The following is a 25197-nucleotide window of genomic DNA, read 5'->3' as shown; positions in this document are numbered from 1 at the left end:
TGCATCATGCCGACCAATGCCCTCATTCCACCAGGTTCGAATCGTCTTCGCCTAGGCTTGCGTCTGTTTTTGGTGTATCTGGGTTACTACGGATTTGGTAAGTTAGGACTGGCGTTTCCTTTTATATCTTCCAACATCACGTTGATCTGGCTGCCAACCGGTATTGCCATTGCCGCTTTGATTGGTTGGGGATATTCAATGAATCTGGCGGTCTTCGGTGCCGCTTTCATGCTCAACCTCAGCACGGGAATTTCTTGGTACGCCGCCTTTGCAATCGCGGTTGGCAATTGCCTCGGGCCTTGGAGTGTTGCTTGGTATTTGCGCTATCGTAATTTTTCTTTTAACTTTACACATCGCGATGATGTGTTTCAATTTTGCCTCGCAAGCATCATTGGGATGAGTATCTCGGCCAGTATCGGCTGCCTAGTATTGGCGCAATTAGGTCATATCCCGGATCTTAAATTCGCCTGGCTGAGTTGGTGGGCTGGCGATACTGTTGGGGTGTTTTTAGCTGCACCTTTCCTCTTCGCCTTGTCCAGCCACTTTCCCAAATTCAGGCAATCCTACGAGGAAAATTTCATCTTCCTGTGCATTTTTGCCATTTCTCATTGGTTGATTTTTCTTTCCAAATCCAGCATCTTACATTTAACGTTTATCGCTGTGGCTGTGATGATTTGGGCCGCGATTCGATTAGGAAATTTACTCGCTTCCATCACCGTGCTGGGCTCCTCGACCGTTGCGGCGCTCGCGACCTACCAGGGTATTGGCCCATTCCAATCACTCAATCCAGTCGAAAGCTCTATCGTTTTATGGCTGTACATGGCGACTCTTTCAATTACGGCATTATTGATTACGGCCCTACAGGCAGAACGTGTTGCTGCCACCAGTGAATTACGTGATGCCTTTGAACGAATCAGTAAAGTCGCTTCACGCTTGCCTGGCGTTGTCATGCAATATCGTATTCGTCGTGATCGTAGTACATCAGTACTGTATGCCAGCAATGCAATTGAAACGATGTTTGAGATCGGCGTTGAAGTTATTCGTGGAAATGCTTCGATTTTAGTGAAGCGCATTCATACTGCAGACAAAAAAACATTTTTGGAAAATCATGAATATGCGACTAAGCACTTAAGCCCTTATCAAATGGAATTTCGCCATCATCGTCTTGACGGCACGATGCGTTGGTTATTCTTGGATGCCTTGCCGGAATTAGAGCCAGAAGATGGCAGCACGTTGTGGCACTGTTTTATCAGCGATATTACGGACAGAAAAGCGGCGGAACAAGATCTGCGAGTGGCGGCAATTACCTTTGAATCACAAGAGGGAATTTTCGTGACGGATAATCAGTGGAATGTCTTGCGCATCAATCAAGCATATTCACGTACCACCGGTTTTGATGCCCAAGAATTGATAGGTAAACCACTACCCCGTTATGTGAATCAGCAACAAGACGACGTATTCTTTGCCAGTATTGATAAAGGATTGGGGCTGCATCGATATTGGCAAGGAGAACTGTGGGCAGAGAAAAAAAATGGTGATGTCTATCCACAACTCATCACACTCACCGCGATTACCAATGATAGCGGTATGACCACCAATTACATAGGTTCATTCACCGACATCAGTCGCCACAAAGGCTATGAAGACGAGATTCTGAATTTGGCGTTTTACGACCCACTGACGCATTTACCAAACCGCCGCTTGTTAATGGATCGACTACAACATCTCATCGCCGCGAATCAACGCGACGAAGCCCATAGCGCTATTCTGTTTATCGATTTGGATAACTTCAAAACCCTCAATGACACTCGTGGTCATGATGCCGGTGACCTGCTCTTAATCGAGGCGGCCCAACGGCTACAAACCTGTGTGCGTGAGAGCGATACCGTGGCACGCTTAGGCGGTGATGAGTTTGTGGTGGTACTACAAGCACTAAGTGATCAGCGCGAAGAAGCGGCGATACAGACCGATCGCATTGCTGAAAAAATTCGTTTGCTTCTGAACGAGCCATATCAAATCACTGACTTCATCCATCATGGTGCCGGTAGTATCGGCGTGTGCCTTTTCCAAGGCTGCGATGTCACTGTCAAAGATCTATTCAAACGCGCTGATACCGCTATGTATGAAGCCAAAACTTCTGGGCGCAATGCCGTGCGTTTCTTTGACCCAGCGATGCAGGCGGTACTAGTGGTGAAGATGATGTTGGAGTCAAATCTGCGGGTGGCTTTGGCCTTAGAACAATTCCAGTTGTATTACCAGATCCAAGTCGATGCTGAAGGCAATGTGATTGGTGCGGAAGCCTTATTACGTTGGATACATCCTGATCGCGGCTTTATCTCGCCACTAGAATTCATCCCCGTGGCCGAACAAACCGGCTTGATTATCCCTATTGGTACTTGGGTGTTGGAAACCGCATGTAATCAATTAAAAAAATGGGGCAGAAACCCCAAGACCGCGCATTTAAGCTTGGCGGTCAATGTCAGTGCCAAGCAATTCCAGCAAAGTAATTTTGTGGAAACCGTGACCGAAATTGTACGCTTACACAACATCAATCCTACCCGTTTGAAAATCGAACTGACCGAAAGTACGATTCTCGATAACGTCGACGCGACTACCGAAAAAATGCAGCAACTGAAAAAGCTCGGTATCGCTTTTTCTATGGATGATTTTGGCACAGGTTATTCTTCACTGGCCTATTTGCAAAAACTGCCTTTGAACCAATTAAAGATCGATCAGTCTTTTGTCCGCGATCTGAACGACGACGAAAACGATGCGACTATCGTGCGGGCGATTATTTCATTGGGCTTAAATTTGGGCTTAGATGTGATTGCCGAAGGTGTCGAGACGGTCGCCCAAAGGCGCTTCCTGATCGAACACAATTGTCTGACTTTCCAAGGCTATTTATACTCTAAACCAATTCCTATTGAAGGCTTAGACGCCTTACTGGCAGGTGATTCTAGCGATCATCAGTTCTTACTAACACCGCCTGATCCCGATGAATAAGCTCATGGTGTACTGTACGTGATGCTCTGATTTTTTAGCTGTATCCACTGCGACATATACTGCGTACTTTTCATACTGTGATGTCTTAACATGGCACCAGTAAAATTTTGTAAGCGTCGCGCAGCCTGTTGTTCACGAGCCTGTAAGATCGCTGCGATAAAATCCAGTTCGGCAGATTGGCGATCAAAATGGTCTAGCAAAATTTGCTGTCCACGCTGTTGCGCCAATTGCCATTGCGCTTCATCGCTCACCAATAAAATTGCAGCATCCACAAAGTCTTCTAACTGATCCGCAATCACACCACCCCAAGCTAAATCGCCGTGCATAGACTCAGCACCAATGCTGGTAGTGACGCTGGGCGTACCACATGCCATCGCATCCGCCAGCTTACCCTTGATGCCCGCACCAAATCGCAAGGGTGCTAAACACACACGTGCCGTAGCCATCACTTGTTGCGCGTCTTCGGCCCAGCCACGCACATGAAAGCCCTGGTCGGGCTGATGCAGAGCAATTGCCTTTGGTGGCGGATAAGAACCGTAAATCTGAATTTGCGCGTCTGGCATCTTGGCGCGCAGACGTGGCCATACCGCTTGCTTCAAATACAAAACCGCATCCCAATTTGGCGCATGTCGGAAATTACCTATGCTGATAAAGCCTTGTCGGTGTTGGAAATCAGGTGATTCATTTACCACCGATGTCAACATCAGATTGTTTTCACACAATAAGTAGGCTGGTAAGGCGAAGGCATCGCGCAATAATTCGGTCTCGAAACGCGAAATCATCAAACTCAGGTCGCATCGATAAATTGCCGCAATCTCACGTTGCGCAAGATCACTCTGCGCCATCTGCTGCACCAAAACTGAAGTATCACATTCTGCCTGCAACACCAAATGCCGCTCACGCTCGTTGTGGCAAGCCTGCAATTGCTGCTTCAAAATTTGTTGACGCGCCTCGCGCAAGCTATGCAAGTCGCAGGTATCTAAAACGCGCAGTGCATTTGGTACCTGACGCTCAACCCGCCAGCCAAATTGTTCTTCGGTAAAGAAGCGGTCGAATACCACCAGATCAGGTTGATAGTCACGTACAAATTCATCGAAACTATCGCAGTTGAGCGTTAATTGTTTTTCTTCAATTTGCAATGCAGACAGATCAGCGCGATGCGGAGATAAAGCAGCGACCGAAGCAAAAATCACTTGCCAGCTTTGCTGACGAAACAAGCACAAAAATTCCATAGTACGGCTGCCAGCGGCAGACGAATTCGGCTCTGGCCAGACATAGCCGAGATATAAAACTTTTTGGATGGTCATACGTTAGAGCTGAGAAGACGATTTTGCCAGCGAGTTATTCTTCCGGCCAAATCGAGAGCACGATTTGTTCAACATCATTCGGGTCGCCAACTTTTTTCTTGGCCTCTATCCAGTCTTTGGGTTCTGGAATTGCCTTGTTGGTGTGCTTAGGCGTGTCAATCGCCATCTTGATCGCAAATACCATGATGCCGGTATCGACGTCAAAGGGACGCATTTTCTTTATCGCCTCGACGATCTCATAATCATAGTATTCGTGCAAAACTGGTTCCATATCTAACCATACCGCGACTTCTTGATCAGATCGCACCGCCACCACGATGTAGCCATTGCCGGGTGTCGTCTGTCCCTTTTGCATGACCTTTGCGACTTGGGTCTGTAAAATCCTGGTGTATTGCGATAACTGTTCGAGGTTAATTTTTTTCTTTTGCAGATCTTCTTCCGTCTGAAAAAAATACACCGAATCAAAACGCACTTGCACATTTTTTTGACAGCCTGTAAGCATGAACAAGCCGCAGCAGAGAAGAATAGAGAGTAGGCGTTTCATCATTGGCTTCCAGAAAAAAATGGGCTATTTAGTTAGGGACGAAGACCCCAACACTACGATCTTTTTTCACATTATCCCAAGGGAAAACTTGACCATTCATGGCAACATACACCCCAGCTGGCATCAATTGCGCAGCGGCGCAAGCAAAGCCCAGATTAAAAAATGCATCGGAATTGGTTACACCATAAGGAATCATGGCGCCTGTAAATATGATCACTTTGTCGAGCTTAGCCGTACCTAAAACATGCGCGGTTTCACGCATGGTGTCGGTGCCATGAATAATCACGATGGCTCTTTCTGGCGATTTTTCACAAGACTCTAGAATGTCTTTACGATCTTGATCAACCATGTCTAAAGAATCAATCAGGGGACGCACTTCTAACTCTACTGGCACAGTCAAACGCGCGCGTTTCAATACCTCTGGCAAATGACTTTCATGAAAAGTCAGCTTACCTGCCAATTCATCATAATGTTTATCAAATGTGCCGCCAGTGGCGATGATACGGAGTGTCATACAAATGTCCTTATTAACTGCAAAGAAAGTGGTACTAGGAGTATGGGTGATGGTGCATGGACTGTCAATTTGCGCATGTCAGCGCAAGCATTTTTTAGTCTTGTTGACGCTATGGCAAACTGACAAACAGTAACTCAACTTTCGCTCTTGCCCAGGGGGTTTTTCGCAAAAATTTCAAGCTCGATTTGATGCTGGGATCGTTGACAAAACATTGGATTGCGATCCGTTGCGCCAAGCCGTCCCAGCCATAGACCTCGACCAACTCAGTCAAGATCGTTTCTAAAGTTTTACCTTGTAAACTGCGTGCCATCGTCTGACTTACTTTTTGAGTGAGACGAGTTCAACTTCAAAAACCAAATGCGTATTTGGCGGAATATTGCCAGAACCTTGCGTGCTATAAGCGAGGTAAGCAGGGATCATCAAAGTGCGTTTACCACCGACTTTCATTCCCAACAAACCCATATCCCAACCGCGAATGACCTGTTTTGCACCCACGGTCAATGCCAAAGGCGTACCACTCGCACGCGACGTATCAAACTGTGCTCCCTTTAAATTCCAAGCTTTATGATTGTAGAGCCAACCAGTGTAATGTACCTCAACCAGATTGCCATTAACCACCGCATCACCAGTGCCCTCCAACGTATCGGTAATGCCAAGTTTAGTAATATGTAATGGCGCTGGTGTCGTGCTTAATGGCGCACTAGCGGCTGCTGTGTCCGCAGGGTTGGTCGCGTTGACGTTTTGTGCGTGCGTCATTCCTGTCGTAAGACAAGATGCCGCCATCAATAAAAAAGAAGCTAATTTCATAAATCTATCCAGAATAAAATGAATCACAGGGCAATAGCCTGCATGATAATCGAAATCCGCTTGAAACTAGTCGACATTTTCAGAAGGCCAAGCCGATGCTGAGCTTCGGGAAAGACAAGTGAATGAAGCTTACCGGACAAATTCACAACCATATTAAAATACTATTTTCATTTATTGCTCATCTCTATGCCCGCGTTCAATTATTTTCATGTTGATGTCTTTGCCAACAGACCGTATAGCGGCAATGGTTTGGCGGTGCTTTTACATACAGAAAACTGGTCAACCGAATTCATGCAGACCCTCACGCAAGAGATGCAGCAATTTGAATCTATCTTTTTGTCGCACATTCAAACCAAAAAGACTTACAGCGCGACCGCCAGAATTTTTACAGTGGAAGAAGAATGGCCATTTGCTGGTCATCCTATGCTAGGCGCGGCGGCAATATTGCATCGGACGCACGCCAGTCAAGACCCCGAATGTATGTGGTCTATCAAAGTGGGTGAGCGTAAAATCGCCGTCTCTAGCAAGCAACTTGGCGATCATTTTCTGTGTCAGATGAATCAAGGGAGGCCAGTCGTCCAAGGGACACTGACGCACCATGCCGTCAACAGCATCTTACAAAGAATGGGCTTACAAGTAACTGATTTAATCCAAGAATTGCCGCCACAAGTGATCTCTACGGGCTTAGATTATTTAATTCTACCAATACACAGTAGCGCGATCGATAAGGTGCAATTTTGCGGCACAGATCTAGAACAAGAATTAGCGAAGCTCAATGCCAAATTCGTGTTTATTTTTGATATCCAAAACCGCGAAATTCGAACTTGGGACAATACCGGCAAAGTCGAGGATATCGCCACTGGTAGCGCCGCTGGTCCGGCAGCCGCGTATCTTTATGAACATGACATAGTAAAAGCCGATCAACTTATTCAAATTCATCAAGGGCGCTTCCGCCAACGTCCTAGTCTCTTAACGGTCGAAAAAACCCCTGATGGTGAGATTCTGGTCAGTGGCGCTGTGTGCGGCGTCAGCGCGGGCTACTTAGAAGCAATGCCACAACAATAAACCCGCATTTCAAATAGAATTCGCCACTGATCATTCAAAAAAGCGAGATAGAACCCATGTACCTTCCCTTAAAACATCTACATCTGACTTGCATCACCCTCAGCATCGTGTTCTTCGTTACCCGCTTTTATTGGCGTAAGCAAAACTCAGGTATGTTACAAAAAAAATGGGTCAAAATCTTACCTCACACAATTGACACGGTCTTATTAGGAAGTGCCATCGGCATGGCGATTATTGCCAGCATCAATCCGTTTGAACAACACTGGTTAGCAGCAAAAATTCTGGCGCTATTGGCCTATATTCTTGCTGGCACTTTTGCCATCAAACGAGCACAAAGCGCACACGCACAAAACCTCAGTTTTGCGCTGGCGCTCGCTTGCTTTGCCTATATCCTGATGGTGGCAATCAGCAAGCAAGTCGCCCCATTTATGAACTAAATCAGGCGATACACATCCAATTGCAATTAAATTATTCAACAAAAACAAACACCGGAGACATGATGCAAAAGCAAAAACACCTCGCCCTCAGCGTGACCCTAGCTTGTATGACTTTCAGTGGCGCAATTTATGCGCAAAGCACCGAAGATTTGCACCAATTAAAGGAAGATCTGCAATCGGGTAAAACCACAGCAGTCAAAATTCTGGAACAGTATCAAACCCGCAGTGACAAACTCAATCCACGAGTCGCAGCCATTAGCGCAGTGCGTGCCGAAGCTAAACAAGATGCGATGTTGGCAGATACCAACAAAAATCCTCGTCTGATCTTGCAAGGCTTACCGATCATGGTCAAAGACAATATCGCAATTCAAGGCATGCCAACCACAGCCGGTTCTCTGGCCTTAGCAAATAATATGGCAAGCAGCGATGCATTTCTCGTCGCTAAGTTACGTGCGGCTGGCGCCGTACTGGCAGGAAAAACCAATCTGAGTGAATGGGCGAATTTTCGTTCATCTAAGGCCACCAGTGGTTGGAGCAGCGTTGGCGGGCAAACCCGCAACCCCTACAATCTGAATAAAACGCCTTGTGGCTCTAGCTCTGGCTCTGGCGCGGCAGTTGCGGCACGCTTAATTCCCGCCGCGATCGGCACGGAAACCGATGGCTCTATCGTGTGCCCAGCCGCGATCAATGGCTTAGTCGGTCTAAAGCCCACCTTAGGTTTAGTCAGTCGCAGTGGTGTCGTTCCACTCTCCCATAGTCAAGATACCGCTGGCCCCATGACCTTAAGCGTGCGCGATGCAGCACTGTTGATGAACGTAATAACAGGTAGTGATGCGAGCGATCCCGCCACTCTCGCAGCCGATCAACATCAAACGGATTACACAAAGGGCTTAGATGCGCAAGCACTCAAAGGTAAACGCATCGGTATTGTCAGTGCTCTCGTCAAAGGCTACGACAAACAAACGTTGGCGCTCTTCAAGAGTAGCGTGGAGATCCTCAAAGCACAAGGTGCCGTCATCGTCGATCAAGTCGAGATCCCGAACATGGAAAAGGCAGGCAAAGATGAGTACATCGTCTTGGTTTATGAATTCAAAGCCGATCTCAATGCTTATCTCGCCAACACGCCAAGCACCGTAACCACACGCAGCATGGCGGATGTGATCGCGTTCAATAAGAAAAATGCGAAACAAGTGATGCCGCATTTTGGTCAAGAAATTATGCTGTACACACAAGCAAAAGCTGGTGCATTAACTGACAAAGCCTACCTCGACGCCAGTGCAAACGCCAAGCGTTTATCAGGCCCAGAAGGCATCGATGCCGCGCTGAAAAAACACCAACTCGATGCCCTAATCGCACCAACCACAAGCCCAGCTTGGGATATCAACTACAAAAAAGGCGATGCCATCACTGGCAGCGCAAGCTCTCCGGCAGCCATTGCAGGTTACCCGCATTTGACAGTGCCTATGGGTTTGGTGAAAGGTTTGCCGGTTGGTTTGTCCTTCTTTGCTGGTGCATGGAGCGATGCGAGTTTATTGAAGATAGGATATGCGTTTGAGCAAGCGCGACCTGCTTTGCCTGCGCCCAATTTGTTGAAATAAAAATCTAAATTGAGTTTTAGTTTTAGTTTCAGTCTTAATTTCAAATTCAATAGACACAAAAAAGCCGCAACCCAAATTGGGCTGCGGCTTTTTTCCATGCAAGATAATTAGCTCTGTAAACTCATCAAGCTAGCATTACCACCCGCGGCCGTCGTATTAACACACAAAGCGCGTTCTGCGACCAAACGCCATAACGGCAATTCTGTCTTCGCATCACACTCCGCGATACAAACAATCGCACCAGTTTGCTGGGCTAATGCCACTTTGTAGCTGGCTGCAATATCACGGCCAAGCAGTGCAAAGTGCACGTGTTCAGAAGTACCGACGCTAATCGCATCGCTGACCAATTTCGGCAAATCTGCTGGCAACAAAGCCTTAGTTTTGTCTTCCAACACAACCGTATTACCCGTTGCGAGAACTGCGGCGATTTGATTGAGCAAAGTCGCAACATCGCTTGCTGCACAGAACACACTACCGCGCGAAGCAAACGCCAGCGTATTGGTTTCACCAGTTGGGCCAGGCAACAACATCGTCATCTTATAAGGATTGAGACGTGCGTATTGTTCAGCCAACAAAGCAACATCCGCATGACCATGGGTTTTCGCCCAGACAGTAAAAGCATCGAGTGCAACTGGCGCTTGTTTTTCATAAACGGTGTTGCCACTGAAGCTCATCACCGGATTGTGTTGCAAGCGTTTCAGATACAAAGGACCACCCGCTTTTGGACCAGTACCAGACTTACCTTCACCACCAAATGGCTGTACGCCAACCACAGCGCCAACGATGTTACGGTTCACATAGATATTGCCGACATGCGCGCGTTGTGTGATGAATTCGATGGTTTCATCGATGCGAGAATGCACACCCAAAGTCAAACCAAAACCCGTCGCGTTAATCGCATCAACCAAAGCTGGCAATTGATCACGGTGATAACGCAAGACGTGTAAAACTGGGCCGAACACCTCTTTGGTCAACTCAGACAACGATTTAATTTCCATCACGGTTGGTGCCACGAAAGTGCCGTTGCTGCAACTTGCTGGTAATTCCAAGCTGTAGAAAGATTTAGCTTTGCTACGCATGGCGTCGATATGACTTTGCAGATTTTTTTGCGCTTCTGCATCGATCACCGGACCAATATCGGTTGCCAAACGATCAGGAATACCCACGCGCAATTCTTGCATTGCACCGCGTAACATTTCCATTGTTTTATCAGCGATATCTTCTTGCAAGCACAATACACGCAAAGCTGAGCAACGTTGACCTGCACTATCGAAGGCCGATGACAACACATCATTCACGACTTGTTCTGGCAAGGCACTACTGTCGACGATCATCGCGTTCTGACCACCAGTTTCAGCGATCAAAGGAATATCAATGCCTTCAGCGACAGAACGTTTTGCCAAGGTGCGATTAATGATCTGCGCAACTTCGGTCGAGCCAGTAAAGATCACGCCTTTGACGCGGCTATCTGCCACCAATTGCGCACCCACGACTTCGCCTGAACCAGGTAAGAATTGCAATGCACCGACTGGTACCCCAGCTTCATGCATCAGTTGAATTGCACGATGTGCGATCAATGGTGTTTGTTCCGCAGGTTTCGCCAACACGACGTTACCTGCAGCCAAAGCGGCACTCACTTCACCGATGAAAATCGCGAGTGGGAAATTCCATGGGCTGATACAAACCACTGGACCCAGAGCCTGCGTTTGAGGTTGATTTTCAACTTGTGCGGCGTAATAGCGCAAGAAATCGACAGCCTCACGCACTTCGGCTAAAGCATTCGGCAAAGACTTACCTGCTTCACGAATTGCCAATGCCATGAAATCTAAAGTCTGTGCTTCTAACAAATCACCAGCTTTACTCAAGCACGCTGCTCGTGCGGCTGGCGTTTGATTTTGCCACTCTGCCGCATAGGCTTGTGCTGCTGCCAAAGCAGTTTGTACGTCGTTTGCATCAGCTTCGATGACCTGACCGACAACATCGCTGTGGTTCGCGGGATTCAAAACTGGGCGTGCAGAAGTCGCCGAAACTGAGCCTGCCAATAGCGGTGTCGCTGTCAAGGATTGCTGACTGAATGCGCTGAAATGCGCGCTGATTTTTTGCAATTGCAATTCATTGCTGAAATCCATACCAGCAGAATTTTGACGTTCTTTGCCGAACAGGTTTGCTGGCAAATTGATGCCACTATGCATCTTGCCTGCGAGTTTAGTGGCGATGCTGATCGGGTCTTCAATCAAAGAATCTATCGAGATTTTTTCATCAACGATTTGATTCACGAAGGAAGAGTTTGCACCGTTTTCTAGCAAACGACGAACTAAATACGCCAACAAAGTTTGATGTGATCCAACTGGTGCATAAATACGGCAAGGCTTATTCAATTTATCCGCGCCGACCACTTGATCGTACAAAGTTTCGCCCATGCCGTGCAGACATTGAAATTCGTAATCGGTGACTTTGGCTTCTTGCGCCCAGCTGTAAATCGTCGACAGTGTTAAGGCATTGTGCGTTGCGAATTGTGGGTAAATCACATCCGTGACTGCCAATAATTTTTGCGCGCACATCAAGTAAGACACGTCGGTGTAAACCTTGCGTGTGTAAACTGGGAAGCCCGGCATGCCATCCACTTGCGCACGTTTGATTTCCGAATCCCAATACGCACCTTTGACCAAACGCACCATGAATTTACGGCCACTACGACGCGCCAGATCAATCAAATAGTCAATCACAAACGGGCAGCGCTTTTGGTAGGCCTGAACCACAAAACCGATGCCTTCAAAACCTTCTAAATCTTTGTCGAAAGCCAGTGCTTCCATTAAATCTAAGGACAACTCCAAGCGATCGGTTTCTTCTGCATCGATATTCAAGCCGATGTTGTATTGCTTCGCCAACACCAGTAATTTTTTGAGTAAAGGCAGCAATTCTTCCATCGTGCGAGCACGTTGCGCACGCGAATAGCGTGGATGCAAGGCGGAAAGTTTGACGGAGATACCTGGACCATCTTTGATACCACGGCCGTTTGAAGCCTTACCAATCGCGTGGATCGCGGTTTCGTAAGCTTTGTAGTAAAACGCTGCGTCGTGCATGGTCAATGCTGCTTCACCCAGCATATCGTAAGAATAACGATAGCCGCGTCCTTCATTTTCTTGACTGTTTTTCAGCGCTTCATCAATTGTCTGCCCTGTTACGAACTGATTACCGAGCATACGCATCGCCAGATCCACGCCTTTGCGGATCAAAGGTTCGCCACCTTTTGCGATCAAACGCGTCAATGCAGAACCCAAACCTTGGTCGCTATTCGTGCTGACCAATTTACCCGTGACCAGCAAACCCCAAGTGGCGGCATTCACAAACAAGGATGGCGATTCGCCCAAATGTTTGCGCCAGTCACCCTTGCTAATTTTGTCAGCGATCAAACGATCTTTGGTCGCAGCGTCGGGAATCCGCAACAAAGCTTCCGCCAAACACATTAAAGCCACACCTTCTTCCGATGACAATGAAAATTCGTGCATCAAGGCGTCAACACCAGAAGCACGAGTACGTTGTTGGCGCACGGAGCTGACTAATGTCTTCGCGAGTTCGTGAATCTTGTTTTTTGCTGCAGGGATATCCTGCAAATTTGCCAACAACCAAGCGACCGCATCCGCTTCATCACGACGATAAGCCTCAGTGATTTTGACTCGTAACTCGGTGGGATTGGCCAGCAATTCTTGCTGTAGGACTTGAAAAGGGAGAGTGCTTGAAGGTAGGTTCATGGAAGGATTCATCATTTATTTATAAAAGCAAATATGATTTAATTGTATAGATCATTGGCGAGGATTAATTCTGGAAATTCCAAGGTATATCGAAATATTGTATTTTGTGAGAGAATTCCACCAAATATTATTAATAACCACTTAAACCCTATCTAACTTCTTATGCTAGACAAAATCAGTAAAAGAATTTTGGCCGAATTACAAAACGACGGCCGCATCAGTAATGTAGAACTCGCCACGCGCGTCAACCTGTCTCCAGCAGCTTGCTTGGAACGTGTTCGCAAACTGCAAGAATCAAACTACATTCTAGGCTATACAGCCCAACTTAATCCACATTTACTCGATGTGGCACTTCTGGTGTTCATCGAAGTGGTATTGGATCGCACCACCCCCGATGTGTTTGACGCGTTCAAACGTGGCGTACAGGCTATCCCAGAAGTGCTGGAATGCCACATGGTTGCGGGGGGGTTTGACTATCTGGTCAAAGCCCGCGTCAAAGATATGAACGCTTATCGCGACTTCCTCGGTAAGTCCTTGCTGCAATTAAGTGGCGTACGTGAGACACATACTTATGCCGTGATGGAGGAAGTCAAAAACACGACAGCCTTACCGATCAAATAAAGAGCGTGCCATACAGCACATCCTTGGTTAATCGATTCTGCATAAACAAAAAGCAGTAAAGACAAAATCTTTACTGCTTTTTTTATGCGCTATGCAAAATTTACTTCATGTATGTCCAGTAACGCGCCAACTCAACCGCGCCATCATTACCTTGTACTGTTTTCAGGATTTCAGCCGCTTTCGCTTTATTACCTGCCTTATGATAAGCCATACCCAAGTGCAATTTAGCTTCCTCGGGATACTTCAAGCCACCTTTTGCCAAACCAGCTTCGATCAAAGCAATACCGCGCTCGAATTGGCCATACGTCACAAAGTTATAGCCCATGTTGACCATACCTAAACCGGTTTTCGCCGCTTTAGCAGAAGCCTCTCCCGCATCTAAAGATTTCGCATCGTCGGCAGCTTGCTTATTCGCTTTGTCTTGTAAAGGCTTATGTTTGGCGAGATTCTTACCCTTACCAAAATAACCGCCTTTATACGCTGCATCGACAATATTTTTTGCTTCTAATGGCAAACCAGCCAAGAGGGCCGTTTCTGCCATTTCCATAAACTGAGAATCATCTTCTAAGTTTTCAAGAGCCAGCATAATACGATACCAGTCCAAACGCATACGATCGCTAAAGCCTTGTTTGGCAATTAGACGATACATCAAATCCGCCCAATAATCCTTGTTTGGATGATATTTGACCAACATTTCTAATGCTAGGGTTGAGCTGTCGATATCTTTCAACTTCATCGCTGAACCATGCATCAAACGCAGGCGCTTTTCATCTGGCACTTTGGCGGCCTGTTCGTCCGCCATGACTTGAACTTTAACTTCTTTTAAAGCATTCGCAAAATCTTCTACCAAATAATAGTTTTGCACTAACAAATCTTGCATCACAGTGTGATTTGGATTTGCGGCGAGATAACGTTTGGTCCAGATTTGTGAGTCATTGTATTGCTTCAGATTATAGAAAGTGCCCGCTAAACCTTCGGTGAAACGCAACTTCTCCTCAGCTGGCAAAAATTCGCTCGCAATCATTTCTTCAAAACATTTCGCCAACAAGGCATTGTCACCCATAGCGGAAGCGATGGCGGCTTTGGTACGACTTACGACAAAATTTTCATACGGCGTTTTCTTCTCAGAAGTTTCAAACATTTTTAACTTTTCGAGAGCCTCAGGATACTGCTTGTCAGTCATCAATTTTTGAATTTCGGTATATGGCTTCGACCATTCCGTACGTATGACTTCTTGTTTCGCTTTTTCTTTTTCCTTTTCTTCGGCAGTTTGCGCATACGCAGTTACCGGCATCACAGAAATAGAAGCAGTTCCAAGGGCTAACAATAAGGCCGCCAAGGCGATAGGAGATTTTTTCATCATAACTTTATTTATATAAATGAGATAAGTGAGCGAATGAACAGGACAACCCAGATTAAACAATTATTGTACACAACTGCCTTTGATCAAAAATTCATCTTAAAGAATTGAGACCACTTTAGGAGTCGCTATGTGCGCGCATTATAGCGCGTTTATTGCGGCTCTCTGCTGCTAACGCGCCACAAGCATTTTGGTTTCAAGCTTGTTCTTGGTCTGACTCAATTTTACCTATTTTTACATTCTAGGCAGGAAAATGAATCGCCTTACTGCAAGGAAGGCAATCTAGGGGTAAACTAGGCCCGATTCCAATCCCGTATAAGTATTGTGTCAGCTCTAACTTCCTCAAATTCCCTGCGACTCAACAATTCTGACTGCTTCGCATTATTAGATGATGCGCAAAGTGATGCTGGCGATTCGCGATTTTATTCCGGTCTAATTAGTTGTCTTCCCTGTGCCACAGCGGAGGCATGGCCAACGATGTGGCAACAAGCACAACAAGCGCTGGAGACTGGTCATTTCGTAGTAGCCGTTTTGAGTTACGAAACCGGGGCACAACTCCAAGCAATCGAAACGCGCCCGACTCCCCTCAAATCTGCGCAAATTTCACAGCTCTTAATATTTAATAAATGCCAGCACTGGACTCGACAGCAAGTTGCCGATTGGCTTGAGCAACAATGTGCCGAACAATATGCAGGCATTCGCGACATTCGCACCAACGTCGATGAGGCATTGTTCGCCAAAGCTATCGAAAAAATTCGTAACTACATTGCAGCGGGCGACACTTATCAGGTCAATTACACTTATCGTTTGCATTTCCAAGCCTATGGCTCAGCGATCGCTTTGTATCAAGCTTTACGCAAACGCCAACCGGTTCCCTTTGCTGCGCTGATCGCCTTACCTGATGGCAGCGTTATTTTATCCTTATCACCCGAACTATTTATTCGTCATCAAAACGGTGGTCTCTTCGCAAAACCGATGAAAGGAACGGCGGCAGCAAGCGGCGACGATGCGCGTGATCAGCAGATCGCAGAAGAGTTGCGCCAAGATCCGAAAAATCGCGCAGAAAATCTCATGATCGTCGATTTGCTGCGCAATGATCTGGGACGTATTGCCCAAACTGGCAGTGTTGCGGTGCCCGCCTTGTTTGAAGTGCAGCGCTTTAGCAGCGTGCTGCAAATGACCTCGACGGTCACGGCACGATTGCGCTCTGAACTCAAGCTGGAGCAAATCATGTCAGCGCTATTTCCTTGCGGGTCCATCACTGGCGCACCGAAACATCGCACCATGGAAATTATTCGCGAGCTCGAAACAGAAGATCGGGGCGTCTATACCGGTGCAATAGGTTGGTTCGATCCAGCTACAAGTCCACAGGCTATCGGTAATTTTTGTTTATCCGTACCGATACGAACTTTGGTCTTGCAAGCTGAGGATGCACAAGGCTGTCGACAAGGCGTGATGGGCGTCGGTGCTGGTATCGTCTACGACAGTGTGGCGCAAGAGGAGTTTGCAGAGTGCGCACTGAAAGCTAAATTTTTAACAGGTTTAACGCCAGATTTTGAATTATTTGAGACGATGTATGCGACACGAGAACTCGGTTGCCGACATCTCAATCGGCATCTGAACCGACTACAGACTTCAGCCAACTATTTTGAATTTTCATTTGATCGTGAAGACACTGCGCGACAATTACAAGCATACTGCGATCAATTCACACCACAGACTGCCTATCGATTGCGCCTGTCGCTCAACTGCAGAGGGCAAATACAAATTCAACATGCGGTTTTGAACCCTATTACAGAACCAGTACGGATCTTGATCTCATCTCAAATATGTGAAACGTCCGCTATCTTCCTAGCTCATAAAAGTAGTCATCGCTTGATCTATGATCGAGCTTGGCAAAGCGCCGAAAGATTAGGCGCCTTCGATAGTTTATTCATCAATCAACATGGATTCATCACCGAGGGTGGTCGCTGTAATGTATTCGTCAGAATAGGAAATGATTGGTTCACCCCGCCTTTGAGCGACGGTGTATTACCGGGAATTATGCGTGGTGTTTTACTGGAAGATCAGCAAATGCAAGCACGTGAGCGATCAGTAACGATCAAGGACTTACAACAAGCGGATGAAATCATAGTCTGCAATGCTTTGCGTGGCGCGCTTGCCGCAAACCTAGTGTTTTGATCCACAGACGAGGCAGTCACCATTCTTGCTAACACCTATGCTAGTCCACTCCATCGACATAGCATCAAGCAACATCAGGCGACCAACTAAACTCTGCCCTAAATCCATCACCAGTTTCAGAGCTTCAGCCGCTTGTATGGTACCGATGATACCGACTAAAGGTGAAAATACGCCCATCGTAGAACAGCGTACTTCTTCGACATCCTGATCCGCTGGAAATAAACAGGCATAACATGGCGCATTGGCTTTACGGGTGTCAAATACACTGAGTTGCCCATCAAAAGAAATCGCTGCGCCGGACACCAGCGGCACACCATGCGCGACACACGCGGCATTCACGGCATGTCGAGTTTCAAAATTATCACTGCAATCTAAAACCACACTGGCGCTCGCCACCAAATCGGATAAGCGCTGTCCTTGTAAGCGCTCCTTCAAAGCATGCACTTCCACTTCAGGATTGATTTGCTGCAAACTGATTCTGGCAGAGTCGACCTTATTTTGTCCCACTCGTTCAGTTGTATGCAAAATCTGCCGCTGTAAATTCGTCAAATCAACCGTATCATCATCAACGATGGTCAACTTGCCGATGCCAGCACTAGCCAAATATAGTGCAGCAGGCGAACCCAAACCGCCCGCGCCTACCACTAAAGCATGGGCGGCGAGTATTTTTTGTTGCCCTTCGATGCCGATTTGGTCGAGCAAGATGTGCCGCGAATAACGCAACAACTGACTATCATTCATGGTTCGAATTCTATCGTTGTGGAGAGTGACTATTACTGCTTACTAGTTGCGGATTTATTCTTTGGCGTTGCAATTTTTGCCGCCTCTTCCCCAGCATTGTCCAGCTTCGCGGTTTTCAAAGGTGTGACCTTCACTGGCAAGCCCTTCAAATGGTTCAGCGCCTGACGCAATTGAAAATCGTCTTTACTGCCAAAATCAACCGGCACACTTTTCTTCGCCAATTCAATTAAACGCTTTTCTTCTTCAAGCTCATCCACCGCTGCGGCATCAGATTCCGCTTCTTTGTCATTACTCAAATGCTTATGTAAATCAGCTTCGCGCGAACGGAGGGCGTTAAAACCATCGCCGTTAGCGGTTTCTTCTACCCGCAAATCGGGTTGTATACCTTTGGCCTGAATCGCTCTGCCCAATGGAGTGTAATACCGGGCGGTCGTCAATTTGATCGCGGTATCATCGGTGATTTGATGCACCGTTTGTACCGAGCCTTTGCCATAACTTTGCGTCCCCAAAATAGTGGCACGGCGATAATCTTGCAAAGCACCAGCGACAATTTCAGACGCGGAAGCAGAGCCAGTATTAATCAACACCACCATAGGCACGTTCTTTACGGCGGCTGGTAATTTCGCCAAAGGATCACTCCCAGCACGCCCAAGATAAAATTCTTTCTTGGCAAAATACGTACGTCTAGAGTCTTCTACTTGTCCATTGGTAGAAACGACCGCGACGTCTTTCGGCAAGAAGGCAGCAGACACCCCAATCGCACCCGGAAGCACGCCGCCCGGATCATTCCGCAGATCTAACACCAAGCCTTTTAGGCTTGGATCTTGCGCATACAAGACATTGATCTTTTTCACCATATCATCAAGGGTAGGTTCTTGGAATTGGGAAATTCTCAACCAAGCATAACCAGGCTCAACCACTTTGCCCTTCACACTATGTTGCTTAATTAATTCACGGGTCAAGGTCACCACAATCGGCTTGTCTTCAGTCTTACGCGCTATGGTTAAAGTAATTTTGGTATTCGGTTCGCCGCGCATTTTTTTGACCGCATCATCGATACTCAAACCCTTAATCGGCACACCATCAATGCGAGTAATTAAGTCACTAGGTTGTATGCCGGCACGCGACGCTGGTGAGTCCTCAATCGGGGAAACCACTTTGACATAACCGTCTTCCATGCCGACTTCGATACCGAGACCGACGAATTTCCCTTCGGTACCTTCGCGTAATTCCTTGAATGATTTTTTATCCAGATAAGCGGAATGCGGATCGAGTGCACTGACCATGCCATTGATCGCCTCAGTCAGCAATTTATCATCTTCGACTGGTTCAACATAATCTGATTTAATCATGCCAAATATTTCGGAAAACTCACTGAGTTTTTCTAATGGCAAAGGCATAGCATTAATTTTCTGCGCGATAGCAGAATATTGCAGAGATGCAGCAACGCCAGCGACAACGCCGAAGCTGATTAAACCAAAACTTTTTAATTTACTACCCATAGTCTCAAAACGGCAGCCGCCGTAAAAAATTGCTTATTTGCGAACCCAAACCATAGGGTCAAATACTTGTCCCTTATAGCGCATTTCGAAGTATAGTCCGGTTTCTTCATTGCCACCGCTGTTACCAGCATTGGCAATGGTATCACCTGCTTTTACCACATCACCGGCATGCTTAAGTACGGCCTGCGCATTGCTATAAAGGCTTAGATATTGACCACCATGATCAAGAATGATCATGTTGCCAAAGCCTCGTAACCACTCCGCAAAGACCACTTTGCCAGCAGCAATCGCCTTAACCTCGGCACCTTCGCTGGCTTTAATAAACAAGCCTTTCCAACTTGGTCCATCGCCGCGCTTAGTACCAAACTTGGCGATGAGTTCACCTTTCACTGGCAAACGAAGTTGACCTTTTAGTCGATTAAATTCTTGTCCATCAAACATGCCGGGAACGGGAGTCTGTTCAACCGTCATGCCTTTGCTAGCTTTAGTATCTTCGACATCTTTACTGACTTTACCGGCATTTTGGCCTGCAACTTGATTCTTCTCTCGTTGTGCTTTGTCCTGAGCTAATTTGTCTTTACGCTGTTTCTCTAACTGCGCCAAACGCTGCTGCTCAGCTTTGGCCTGCTCTTCCATCAACTTGTTCAAACGAGATACTAAATTACTTAAACGCTGCTCATCTTTTTCTAGGTTCGCGGCTTCTTTTTTCTGGGAATGTAATTTAGAGGCGAGTTGCGACAACAAAGACGCATGTCGCTTTTTCTCTTTTTCCAGTTCTTGCTTATGTTCACGCTCTTCTTGCGCGATCTCATCTAATTCGTCTTTGGTGTCTTGCGCCGACTGTTTGTTCTTTTCGATTTCCTCTAAGTTGTTGCGCAAAGCGGCGATCATTTTCGCTTGTGTCTGCGAGACATAACTCATGTAATGCAAGTCACGGTTAATACGATTGGGGTTATCTCCCGACAACAGCAATTTAATTCTGTCGCTATCACCATGCATGTATTGGCGACGTAGGAAATCCGACAATTGTTTTTTCTGCTGCTCGACTTGCGCGGTTAGCCGAGCTTGTTCGGCAACTAATTGATGCAATCGCTCATTCGCGGCTTGCTGTTCGATTTGTAGATCACGGATAGAACGATTGGCTTCAGAAATCGCTTGTTCCGAATCTTCCAAGGCATCACTGGCTTTCTCCTTGGCGGACTCAGTTTTGCTGATGTCCTTTTTTAAAGCCTTGAGCTTTTGTTGTAGCTCGATACGACTTACTTCCGCTTGTTTTTTTTCTTTGGCACGTGTGCTCTGTGCATTTGAGACACCAGGCAAAACGCACAAGCTCACGCTGGAAACAAGACAAACCATCTTTATCCATTTTGATAAAGACAGTTTGCCAGTTTGTAGATTTTGAAGCGAAGGAGAAAATGCCATCGAATTATTTCGACTTGCCTTGACTTGCTACCGCCGCTAATGCCGCAGCAATCGCGTCTTGATCGCCCAAGTAGTAACTCTTGATCGGCTTTAAATCCGCATCTAACTCATAGACCAATGGCTGACCATTTGGAATATTTAAATTCACAATATCAGCATCACTGATGCCGTCCAACATTTTGATTAGGGCACGCAAACTATTGCCATGAGCAGAAACAATAATGCGTTTGCCAGAACGGATCGCTGGAGCGATCGTGTCATTCCAAGCTGGAACCACGCGTTCTACTGTGTCTTTCAAACATTCAGTCAAAGGAATTTGTTCACGCTGCAAACTTGCATAGCGTGGATCATTGAACGACGTGCGCTCATCATCTTCAGCCAAAGGATTTGGTGGCGTGTCATAGCTACGGCGCCATACCAAAACCTGTTCATCACCATATTTAGCAGCCGTCTCAGCTTTATTTAATCCTTGTAAAGCGCCATAGTGACGCTCATTCAAGCGCCAATCATGTTGCACTGGCAACCACATCAAATCCATCTCGTCCAAAGTTCCCCACAGTGTACGAATCGCGCGCTTTAAGACGGAGGTGTAAGCCAAATCAAAAGTAAAACCAGCTTCTTTCAGCAATTTTCCTGCTTGACGCGCTTCGGCCACGCCTTTTTCAGTCAGATCAACATCGGTCCAGCCGGTAAAACGATTATCGAGATTCCAAGTGGATTCGCCATGGCGCATCAATACAATTTTATACATGATATTTGCTTATTTACTGTGGTTGAAGAGGAGCAGAAAGGAACTTATGACGGTTCTAAATCAAGATTTAAAACAGTTTAAAACTAATTTCCCCATCTATTTTATAATGAGGCGCTTGTCTTTAACCACTTATAAACTTTCTTAACACGGGAAAACTGTGAATTTCATTAGCGACAATCTGCTTTTACTGTCTATCGCCATCATATCCGGCGGTGCCTTATTACTCCCTAGCCTGCAAAGACGCGGCGCCCGAGTCTCGCAGCTGCAAGCGACACAGTACATGAATCAAGGTAAAACTCTGGTACTCGATGTGCGTAGCGCCGAAGAGTTTGCTACCGGCCGTTTGCCTAATTCTAAGAACATTCCCCTGAAGGAATTGGAATCTAGAATGAAAGAAATCGAGAAGTCTAAGGCGCATGTGGTAATCACAGTTTGTGCCAGCGGCGTGCGCTCTAGTAGCGCAGTTTCCATTTTGAATAAAGCTGGTTTCGAAAAAACCTTTAGTTTAGACGGTGGTGTTGCGGCTTGGCAGTCGCAGGGCTTACCAACAGTTAAGTAAGGAGTTGATATGACTGCCCATGTTGTGATGTATAGCACCGCCGTTTGCCCATATTGTGTAATGGCTGAACGCCTATTAAAGTCCAAAGGCGTGGAAGAGATTGAAAAAGTCAGAGTTGACCTCGACCCTGCGATTCGCGAAGCGATGATGCAAAAAACTGGACGCCGTACTGTGCCTCAGATTTACATAGGAGAAACACATGTAGGCGGTTTTGACGATTTATCAGCCTTAGATCGTGCTGGCAAACTCGATTCACTACTAAATCCAACATAAAACGCAGTGCACAAGCAGCTTTGATTGCGGTTTTTTGACTCTGCTTGCTACAATAGAAGGCTGATTCTGTTTCGTCACCTTAGTTTGCTTAGTTTGTCAGCATAATTTATTTGCATGGATTATTCGCAGCATTGATGGAACAAGGCAGAAAATGGGACTTGAATTATCCCTATTCGTCCCTAAGTAAGCAGCTAGTTGTTCCTGATTAATTTATAGAATTTTTAGAAAGCCTCACATGTCCGACCAAAATTTGCAGCCAATTTTCCAAATTCAACGCGTCTATCTGAAAGATCTGTCGCTCGAACAACCAAACTCTCCAGCGATCTTCTTGGAGCAAGAAGCGCCAACTATCGAAGTCACTTTAGACGTAGCTGCTGAACCATTGGCTGAAGGCATCGTTGAGTCCACAGTAACTGTAACAGTGACTGCAAAAATCAAAGATAAAGTCGCATTCTTGGTGGAAGCGAAACAAGCTGGTATTTTCGAAGCACGCAATATTCCACAAGATCAAATGGACCCATTGTTAGGCATCGGCTGCCCAAATATCATCTATCCTTACCTGCGTTCTAACGTAGCGGATGCGATTTCCCGCGCTGGTTTCCCACCGATTCATTTGACAGAAATCAATTTCGAAGCGTTCTACCAACAGCGTTTAGCTAACATGGCTGAACAAGCTAAATTGGCAGCAGAGGCTGGTACCGCTGAAGCAGCACCTGCAACTACGCACTAATTGTTTTACCGACCCATTATTCCTACCTCAGGAATAATGGGTTTTTTCTTTAGAACTTCATCCTAGGTTACGCAATGCGCCTTATTTCCAGACTCTCTACCCTGGTTTTTTTAGGATTAAGCTCTGTCTCAGGTCTTTCCCACGCATTAGAATTCCGTTCCATCGGTGCCACACCTGTCATCATGTACGATGCTCCATCCGCACGTGGTATGAAAGTGTATGTAGCTCCCGCAGGCATGCCAGTCGAGGTCATTTTGACGTCCGGCGCGTGGTGCAGGGTACGCGACATGAGCGGTGATTTAAGTTGGGTCGAAGCAAAAGACTTAATCACTCGTCGCAACCTCATCGTCAAAGCGGCCACCGCCCGTATCCGCGTTGCGGCTGAAGAATCTGCTGCCATGGTATTTAGTGCTGATAAACATGTTTTGCTAGAAATGGCGGAGCCGGCCATCGGTGCTTGGGTAAAAGTGAAACACCGCGACGGTCAAGCTGGTTTTGTCCGTACCAGTGAAGTCTGGGGTCTCTAGGCTTTTCAGCTTTACCGCACATTGTCCTAAATTTCTTCGTTGGACGGATTCATTATGAAAATTACTGTTCTGGGTGCTGGTGCCTGGGGTACCGCCTTAGCAATTTCTCTAGCGGCCAAAAATCAAGTTGTATTATGGGGGCGTAATCAAGCCGCTATGACGGACATGCAGAATCAACGCGAAAATCGGCACTATCTAGCTGGCTTTCCTCTGCCTAACAATTTACAAGCGACTTCCGATTTTGAAGCAGCACTCGAACATGCATTACATGATGGATTATTGATCATCGCCAGCTCCGTATCCGGTTTGCGTCCGATTCTGCAGCAATGTAGAGCGTTCCCATTGCGTCATGTCGTTTGGTTATGTAAGGGCTTCGAAGAGAGTAGCCGTTTATTGCCGCATCAGGTCGTCAAACAAGAGATGGGTGAGCAAGTACTTACTGGCGCATTGTCTGGCCCTTCCTTTGCCCAAGAGGTTGCACAAGGTCTACCGTGCGCGCTCACCATTGCCTCGCATTCTGCTGAACTGTGCCAGCTAGTGGTTGAAGCCGCTCATAGCCCTAGTCTGCGCATCTATTCCAGCGATGATGTGGTTGGCGTTGAAGTTGGTGGCGCGGTCAAAAATATCATGGCTATCGCCACGGGCGTAGCCGACGGTTTGGGCTTAGGTCTGAATGCACGTGCCGCTTTAATGACACGCGGTCTGGCAGAAATCAGCCGACTCTGTACCGCACTTGGCGGTCGACTAGAAACCTTGATGGGGCTCACTGGCGTAGGTGACTTAATCCTCACCTGCACCGGCAATTTATCACGCAATCGCAAGGTAGGTCTGGCGCTCGCTGAAGGCAAATCCTTAGAGACTATCATCCAAGAACTAGGACACGTGGCAGAAGGCGTGCGTTGCGCGCAAGCAGTCAAAGCGTTGGCGCATGAATTACAAGTGGAGATGCCGATTACAGATGCTGTCGCTGGGGTTTTATTTGAAAAGGTAGCCGCACGCGAAATGATAGAACGCTTGCTATCGCGCAATTCCAAAATGGAATCAATATAAGGGGTAATCGTTGTGGATCACCCGGGCAATCACAGGCTCGGGTACATTTTTTTCACGTAAAAAAGCGATCGCCTTTAAGCCACCAAAAGACTCCGCATAAGACATCCCCAATTCGACCAACATACGCGTCACTACGTCGCGCCGCCGAAGTGGACGTCGATATTTGTTGAGGCACTTACGTTTTCTGCAGCCTGACATGACGAACTCCGTTAATCAAATTGCGATGTGGCAACGACCCAAGAAGTTTAATCCCCATCGCCCTCGGTTGGCAATTTCTTTAAGGCTTGTTTTTGCGCTTGTCGTAAAGCCGCACTGTTTTTCTGATGGCTTCCCGCACCACCTCGCTTAGCCAATGCGGCTATAGGATTACGTGGCTTAGTGGCGGCGGGGTCGAGACGAAACACCATTTTTTGACGTGTTCCCAAAGATTTATTTGCCATCTCACCCCCGCTA

General features: G+C 46.8%; 24 protein-coding genes. 11 read left to right on the top strand and 13 right to left on the bottom strand.

Annotated elements, in window-relative coordinates:
- Positions 1–6 precede the first annotated feature (6 nt).
- Positions 7–3003 (top strand): bifunctional diguanylate cyclase/phosphodiesterase, encoded by a 2997-nt coding sequence (locus H8K52_RS11465; RefSeq protein ID WP_186923037.1) that lies wholly within the window; start codon positions 7–9, stop codon positions 3001–3003.
- Positions 3004–3005: 2 nt separating this feature from the next.
- On the opposite strand, the gene H8K52_RS11460 is transcribed toward H8K52_RS11465, so the two are convergent.
- From H8K52_RS11460 to H8K52_RS11440, 5 genes are all read right to left on the bottom strand, one after another.
- Entirely contained in the window at positions 3006–4310 is a 1305-nt protein-coding gene (locus tag H8K52_RS11460; protein WP_186923036.1) for a glycosyltransferase, read from the bottom strand.
- A 34-nt stretch (positions 4311–4344) separates the two neighbouring features.
- Complete coding sequence (locus tag H8K52_RS11455; RefSeq protein ID WP_186923035.1) at positions 4345–4854, bottom strand: EexN family lipoprotein; 510 nt, start codon at positions 4852–4854, stop codon at positions 4345–4347.
- A 28-nt stretch (positions 4855–4882) separates the two neighbouring features.
- Positions 4883–5368 carry an asparaginase domain-containing protein gene (locus H8K52_RS11450; RefSeq protein WP_186923034.1) on the bottom strand — a complete coding sequence of 162 codons (486 nt, stop codon included), beginning with the start codon at positions 5366–5368 and terminating at the stop codon, positions 4883–4885.
- A gap of 109 nt (positions 5369–5477) precedes the next feature.
- Entirely contained in the window at positions 5478–5678 is a 201-nt protein-coding gene (locus H8K52_RS11445) for a VF530 family protein (protein ID WP_186923033.1), read from the bottom strand.
- Positions 5679–5686: 8 nt separating this feature from the next.
- A complete protein-coding gene (locus tag H8K52_RS11440) occupies positions 5687–6175 on the bottom strand; it encodes an FKBP-type peptidyl-prolyl cis-trans isomerase (RefSeq protein ID WP_246464464.1) in 489 nt (162 codons plus the stop codon).
- A gap of 186 nt (positions 6176–6361) precedes the next feature.
- Here H8K52_RS11440 and H8K52_RS11435 point away from each other — a divergent pair, with 186 nt between their 5' ends.
- The 3 genes from H8K52_RS11435 (at position 6362) to H8K52_RS11425 (ending at position 9275) form a co-directional block, all read left to right on the top strand.
- Complete coding sequence (locus H8K52_RS11435) at positions 6362–7240, top strand: PhzF family phenazine biosynthesis protein (protein WP_186923032.1); 879 nt, start codon at positions 6362–6364, stop codon at positions 7238–7240.
- Between the two features lie 56 nt (positions 7241–7296).
- On the top strand, positions 7297–7677 hold the full coding sequence (locus H8K52_RS11430) for a SirB2 family protein (protein WP_186923031.1): 381 nt from the start codon (positions 7297–7299) through the stop codon (positions 7675–7677).
- A 62-nt stretch (positions 7678–7739) separates the two neighbouring features.
- Positions 7740–9275, top strand: a complete 1536-nt coding sequence (locus H8K52_RS11425) for an amidase (RefSeq protein ID WP_222613761.1) — start codon at positions 7740–7742, stop codon at positions 9273–9275.
- Between the two features lie 107 nt (positions 9276–9382).
- On the opposite strand, the gene putA is transcribed toward H8K52_RS11425, so the two are convergent.
- Positions 9383–13027, bottom strand: a complete 3645-nt coding sequence (gene putA / locus H8K52_RS11420; RefSeq protein ID WP_425507534.1) for a trifunctional transcriptional regulator/proline dehydrogenase/L-glutamate gamma-semialdehyde dehydrogenase — start codon at positions 13025–13027, stop codon at positions 9383–9385.
- Positions 13028–13189: 162 nt separating this feature from the next.
- Between putA and H8K52_RS11415 the strand changes: the two genes are divergently transcribed.
- Positions 13190–13648 carry an Lrp/AsnC ligand binding domain-containing protein gene (locus tag H8K52_RS11415; RefSeq protein ID WP_186891595.1) on the top strand — a complete coding sequence of 153 codons (459 nt, stop codon included), beginning with the start codon at positions 13190–13192 and terminating at the stop codon, positions 13646–13648.
- Positions 13649–13748: 100 nt separating this feature from the next.
- Here the strand turns inward: H8K52_RS11415 and H8K52_RS11410 are convergent, their stop codons facing one another.
- Complete coding sequence (locus H8K52_RS11410) at positions 13749–15008, bottom strand: tetratricopeptide repeat protein (protein WP_186923029.1); 1260 nt, start codon at positions 15006–15008, stop codon at positions 13749–13751.
- A 477-nt stretch (positions 15009–15485) separates the two neighbouring features.
- On the opposite strand from H8K52_RS11410, the gene pabB reads away from it, so the two are divergent.
- A complete protein-coding gene (gene pabB / locus H8K52_RS11405) occupies positions 15486–17189 on the top strand; it encodes an aminodeoxychorismate synthase component I (protein WP_246464462.1) in 1704 nt (567 codons plus the stop codon).
- Here the strand turns inward: pabB and H8K52_RS11400 are convergent.
- From H8K52_RS11400 to gpmA, 4 genes are read right to left on the bottom strand one after another with little or no spacing between them, the layout of a single operon-like run.
- Entirely contained in the window at positions 17178–17930 is a 753-nt protein-coding gene (locus tag H8K52_RS11400; protein WP_186923028.1) for a HesA/MoeB/ThiF family protein, read from the bottom strand. The two genes, pabB and H8K52_RS11400, sit on opposite strands and share 12 nt — an antisense overlap.
- Before the next feature lie 32 nt (positions 17931–17962).
- Positions 17963–19432 carry a S41 family peptidase gene (locus tag H8K52_RS11395; RefSeq protein WP_186923027.1) on the bottom strand — a complete coding sequence of 490 codons (1470 nt, stop codon included), beginning with the start codon at positions 19430–19432 and terminating at the stop codon, positions 17963–17965.
- Positions 19433–19465: 33 nt separating this feature from the next.
- A complete protein-coding gene (locus H8K52_RS11390) occupies positions 19466–20854 on the bottom strand; it encodes a murein hydrolase activator EnvC family protein (RefSeq protein WP_246464460.1) in 1389 nt (462 codons plus the stop codon).
- 4 nt (positions 20855–20858) lie between these two features.
- The gene (gene gpmA, locus H8K52_RS11385; protein WP_186923026.1) at positions 20859–21605 is read right to left on the bottom strand and encodes a 2,3-diphosphoglycerate-dependent phosphoglycerate mutase; all 747 of its coding nucleotides are present in this window, start codon (positions 21603–21605) and stop codon (positions 20859–20861) included.
- A gap of 157 nt (positions 21606–21762) precedes the next feature.
- Between gpmA and H8K52_RS11380 the strand changes: the two genes are divergently transcribed.
- The 5 genes from H8K52_RS11380 to H8K52_RS11360 all read left to right on the top strand — a co-directional run bounded on the left by H8K52_RS11380 (position 21763) and on the right by H8K52_RS11360 (position 24744).
- Positions 21763–22164, top strand: coding sequence for a rhodanese-like domain-containing protein (locus H8K52_RS11380; protein WP_186923025.1), 402 nt, complete (start codon positions 21763–21765; stop codon positions 22162–22164).
- Between the two features lie 9 nt (positions 22165–22173).
- A complete protein-coding gene (gene grxC, locus H8K52_RS11375) occupies positions 22174–22437 on the top strand; it encodes a glutaredoxin 3 (protein WP_186923024.1) in 264 nt (87 codons plus the stop codon).
- 235 nt (positions 22438–22672) lie between these two features.
- Complete coding sequence (gene secB, locus H8K52_RS11370) at positions 22673–23167, top strand: protein-export chaperone SecB (protein WP_186923023.1); 495 nt, start codon at positions 22673–22675, stop codon at positions 23165–23167.
- Positions 23168–23241: 74 nt separating this feature from the next.
- A complete protein-coding gene (locus H8K52_RS11365; protein ID WP_186923022.1) occupies positions 23242–23694 on the top strand; it encodes an SH3 domain-containing protein in 453 nt (150 codons plus the stop codon).
- A 54-nt stretch (positions 23695–23748) separates the two neighbouring features.
- The gene (locus tag H8K52_RS11360) at positions 23749–24744 is read left to right on the top strand and encodes an NAD(P)H-dependent glycerol-3-phosphate dehydrogenase (RefSeq protein ID WP_186923021.1); all 996 of its coding nucleotides are present in this window, start codon (positions 23749–23751) and stop codon (positions 24742–24744) included.
- Here the strand turns inward: H8K52_RS11360 and H8K52_RS11355 are convergent.
- Positions 24736–24942: a hypothetical protein gene (locus H8K52_RS11355; RefSeq protein WP_186923020.1), complete on the bottom strand. Its 207-nt coding sequence runs from the start codon at positions 24940–24942 to the stop codon at positions 24736–24738. The two genes, H8K52_RS11360 and H8K52_RS11355, sit on opposite strands and share 9 nt — an antisense overlap.
- Positions 24943–24989: 47 nt before the next feature.
- Positions 24990–25184, bottom strand: coding sequence for a hypothetical protein (locus tag H8K52_RS11350; protein ID WP_186923019.1), 195 nt, complete (start codon positions 25182–25184; stop codon positions 24990–24992).
- Between the last annotated feature and the right edge of the window lie 13 nt (positions 25185–25197).

Origin of the sequence: Affinundibacterium seohonense (assembly GCF_014284305.1) — a bacterium.
GTDB lineage: Bacteria > Pseudomonadota > Gammaproteobacteria > Burkholderiales > Burkholderiaceae_D > Undibacterium > Undibacterium seohonense.
The sequence above is the reverse complement of the archived record's forward strand: the minus strand, read 5'-3'. Positions and strand labels throughout refer to the sequence as shown.

Excerpts from the sequence above, each read along its gene's own strand:
- putA (WP_425507534.1), bottom strand. The coding sequence starts at position 13,027 with ATGAACCTACCTTCAAGCACTCTCCCTTTTCAAGTCCTACAGCAAGAA.
- H8K52_RS11350 (WP_186923019.1), bottom strand. The coding sequence starts at position 25,184 with ATGGCAAATAAATCTTTGGGAACACGTCAAAAAATGGTGTTTCGTCTC.
- H8K52_RS11355 (WP_186923020.1), bottom strand. The coding sequence starts at position 24,942 with ATGTCAGGCTGCAGAAAACGTAAGTGCCTCAACAAATATCGACGTCCA.
- H8K52_RS11425 (WP_222613761.1), top strand. The coding sequence starts at position 7,740 with ATGCAAAAGCAAAAACACCTCGCCCTCAGCGTGACCCTAGCTTGTATG.
- H8K52_RS11460 (WP_186923036.1), bottom strand. The coding sequence starts at position 4,310 with ATGACCATCCAAAAAGTTTTATATCTCGGCTATGTCTGGCCAGAGCCG.
- H8K52_RS11435 (WP_186923032.1), top strand. The coding sequence starts at position 6,362 with ATGCCCGCGTTCAATTATTTTCATGTTGATGTCTTTGCCAACAGACCG.
- H8K52_RS11440 (WP_246464464.1), bottom strand. The coding sequence starts at position 6,175 with ATGAAATTAGCTTCTTTTTTATTGATGGCGGCATCTTGTCTTACGACA.
- H8K52_RS11390 (WP_246464460.1), bottom strand. The coding sequence starts at position 20,854 with ATGGCATTTTCTCCTTCGCTTCAAAATCTACAAACTGGCAAACTGTCT.
- pabB (WP_246464462.1), top strand. The coding sequence starts at position 15,486 with ATGTGGCAACAAGCACAACAAGCGCTGGAGACTGGTCATTTCGTAGTA.
- H8K52_RS11400 (WP_186923028.1), bottom strand. The coding sequence starts at position 17,930 with ATGAATGATAGTCAGTTGTTGCGTTATTCGCGGCACATCTTGCTCGAC.
- H8K52_RS11445 (WP_186923033.1), bottom strand. The coding sequence starts at position 5,678 with ATGGCACGCAGTTTACAAGGTAAAACTTTAGAAACGATCTTGACTGAG.
- H8K52_RS11410 (WP_186923029.1), bottom strand. The coding sequence starts at position 15,008 with ATGAAAAAATCTCCTATCGCCTTGGCGGCCTTATTGTTAGCCCTTGGA.
- H8K52_RS11450 (WP_186923034.1), bottom strand. The coding sequence starts at position 5,368 with ATGACACTCCGTATCATCGCCACTGGCGGCACATTTGATAAACATTAT.
- gpmA (WP_186923026.1), bottom strand. The coding sequence starts at position 21,605 with ATGTATAAAATTGTATTGATGCGCCATGGCGAATCCACTTGGAATCTC.
- H8K52_RS11430 (WP_186923031.1), top strand. The coding sequence starts at position 7,297 with ATGTACCTTCCCTTAAAACATCTACATCTGACTTGCATCACCCTCAGC.
- H8K52_RS11395 (WP_186923027.1), bottom strand. The coding sequence starts at position 19,432 with ATGGGTAGTAAATTAAAAAGTTTTGGTTTAATCAGCTTCGGCGTTGTC.
- grxC (WP_186923024.1), top strand. The coding sequence starts at position 22,174 with ATGACTGCCCATGTTGTGATGTATAGCACCGCCGTTTGCCCATATTGT.
- H8K52_RS11465 (WP_186923037.1), top strand. The coding sequence starts at position 7 with ATGCCGACCAATGCCCTCATTCCACCAGGTTCGAATCGTCTTCGCCTA.
- secB (WP_186923023.1), top strand. The coding sequence starts at position 22,673 with ATGTCCGACCAAAATTTGCAGCCAATTTTCCAAATTCAACGCGTCTAT.
- H8K52_RS11415 (WP_186891595.1), top strand. The coding sequence starts at position 13,190 with ATGCTAGACAAAATCAGTAAAAGAATTTTGGCCGAATTACAAAACGAC.
- H8K52_RS11360 (WP_186923021.1), top strand. The coding sequence starts at position 23,749 with ATGAAAATTACTGTTCTGGGTGCTGGTGCCTGGGGTACCGCCTTAGCA.
- H8K52_RS11365 (WP_186923022.1), top strand. The coding sequence starts at position 23,242 with ATGCGCCTTATTTCCAGACTCTCTACCCTGGTTTTTTTAGGATTAAGC.
- H8K52_RS11455 (WP_186923035.1), bottom strand. The coding sequence starts at position 4,854 with ATGAAACGCCTACTCTCTATTCTTCTCTGCTGCGGCTTGTTCATGCTT.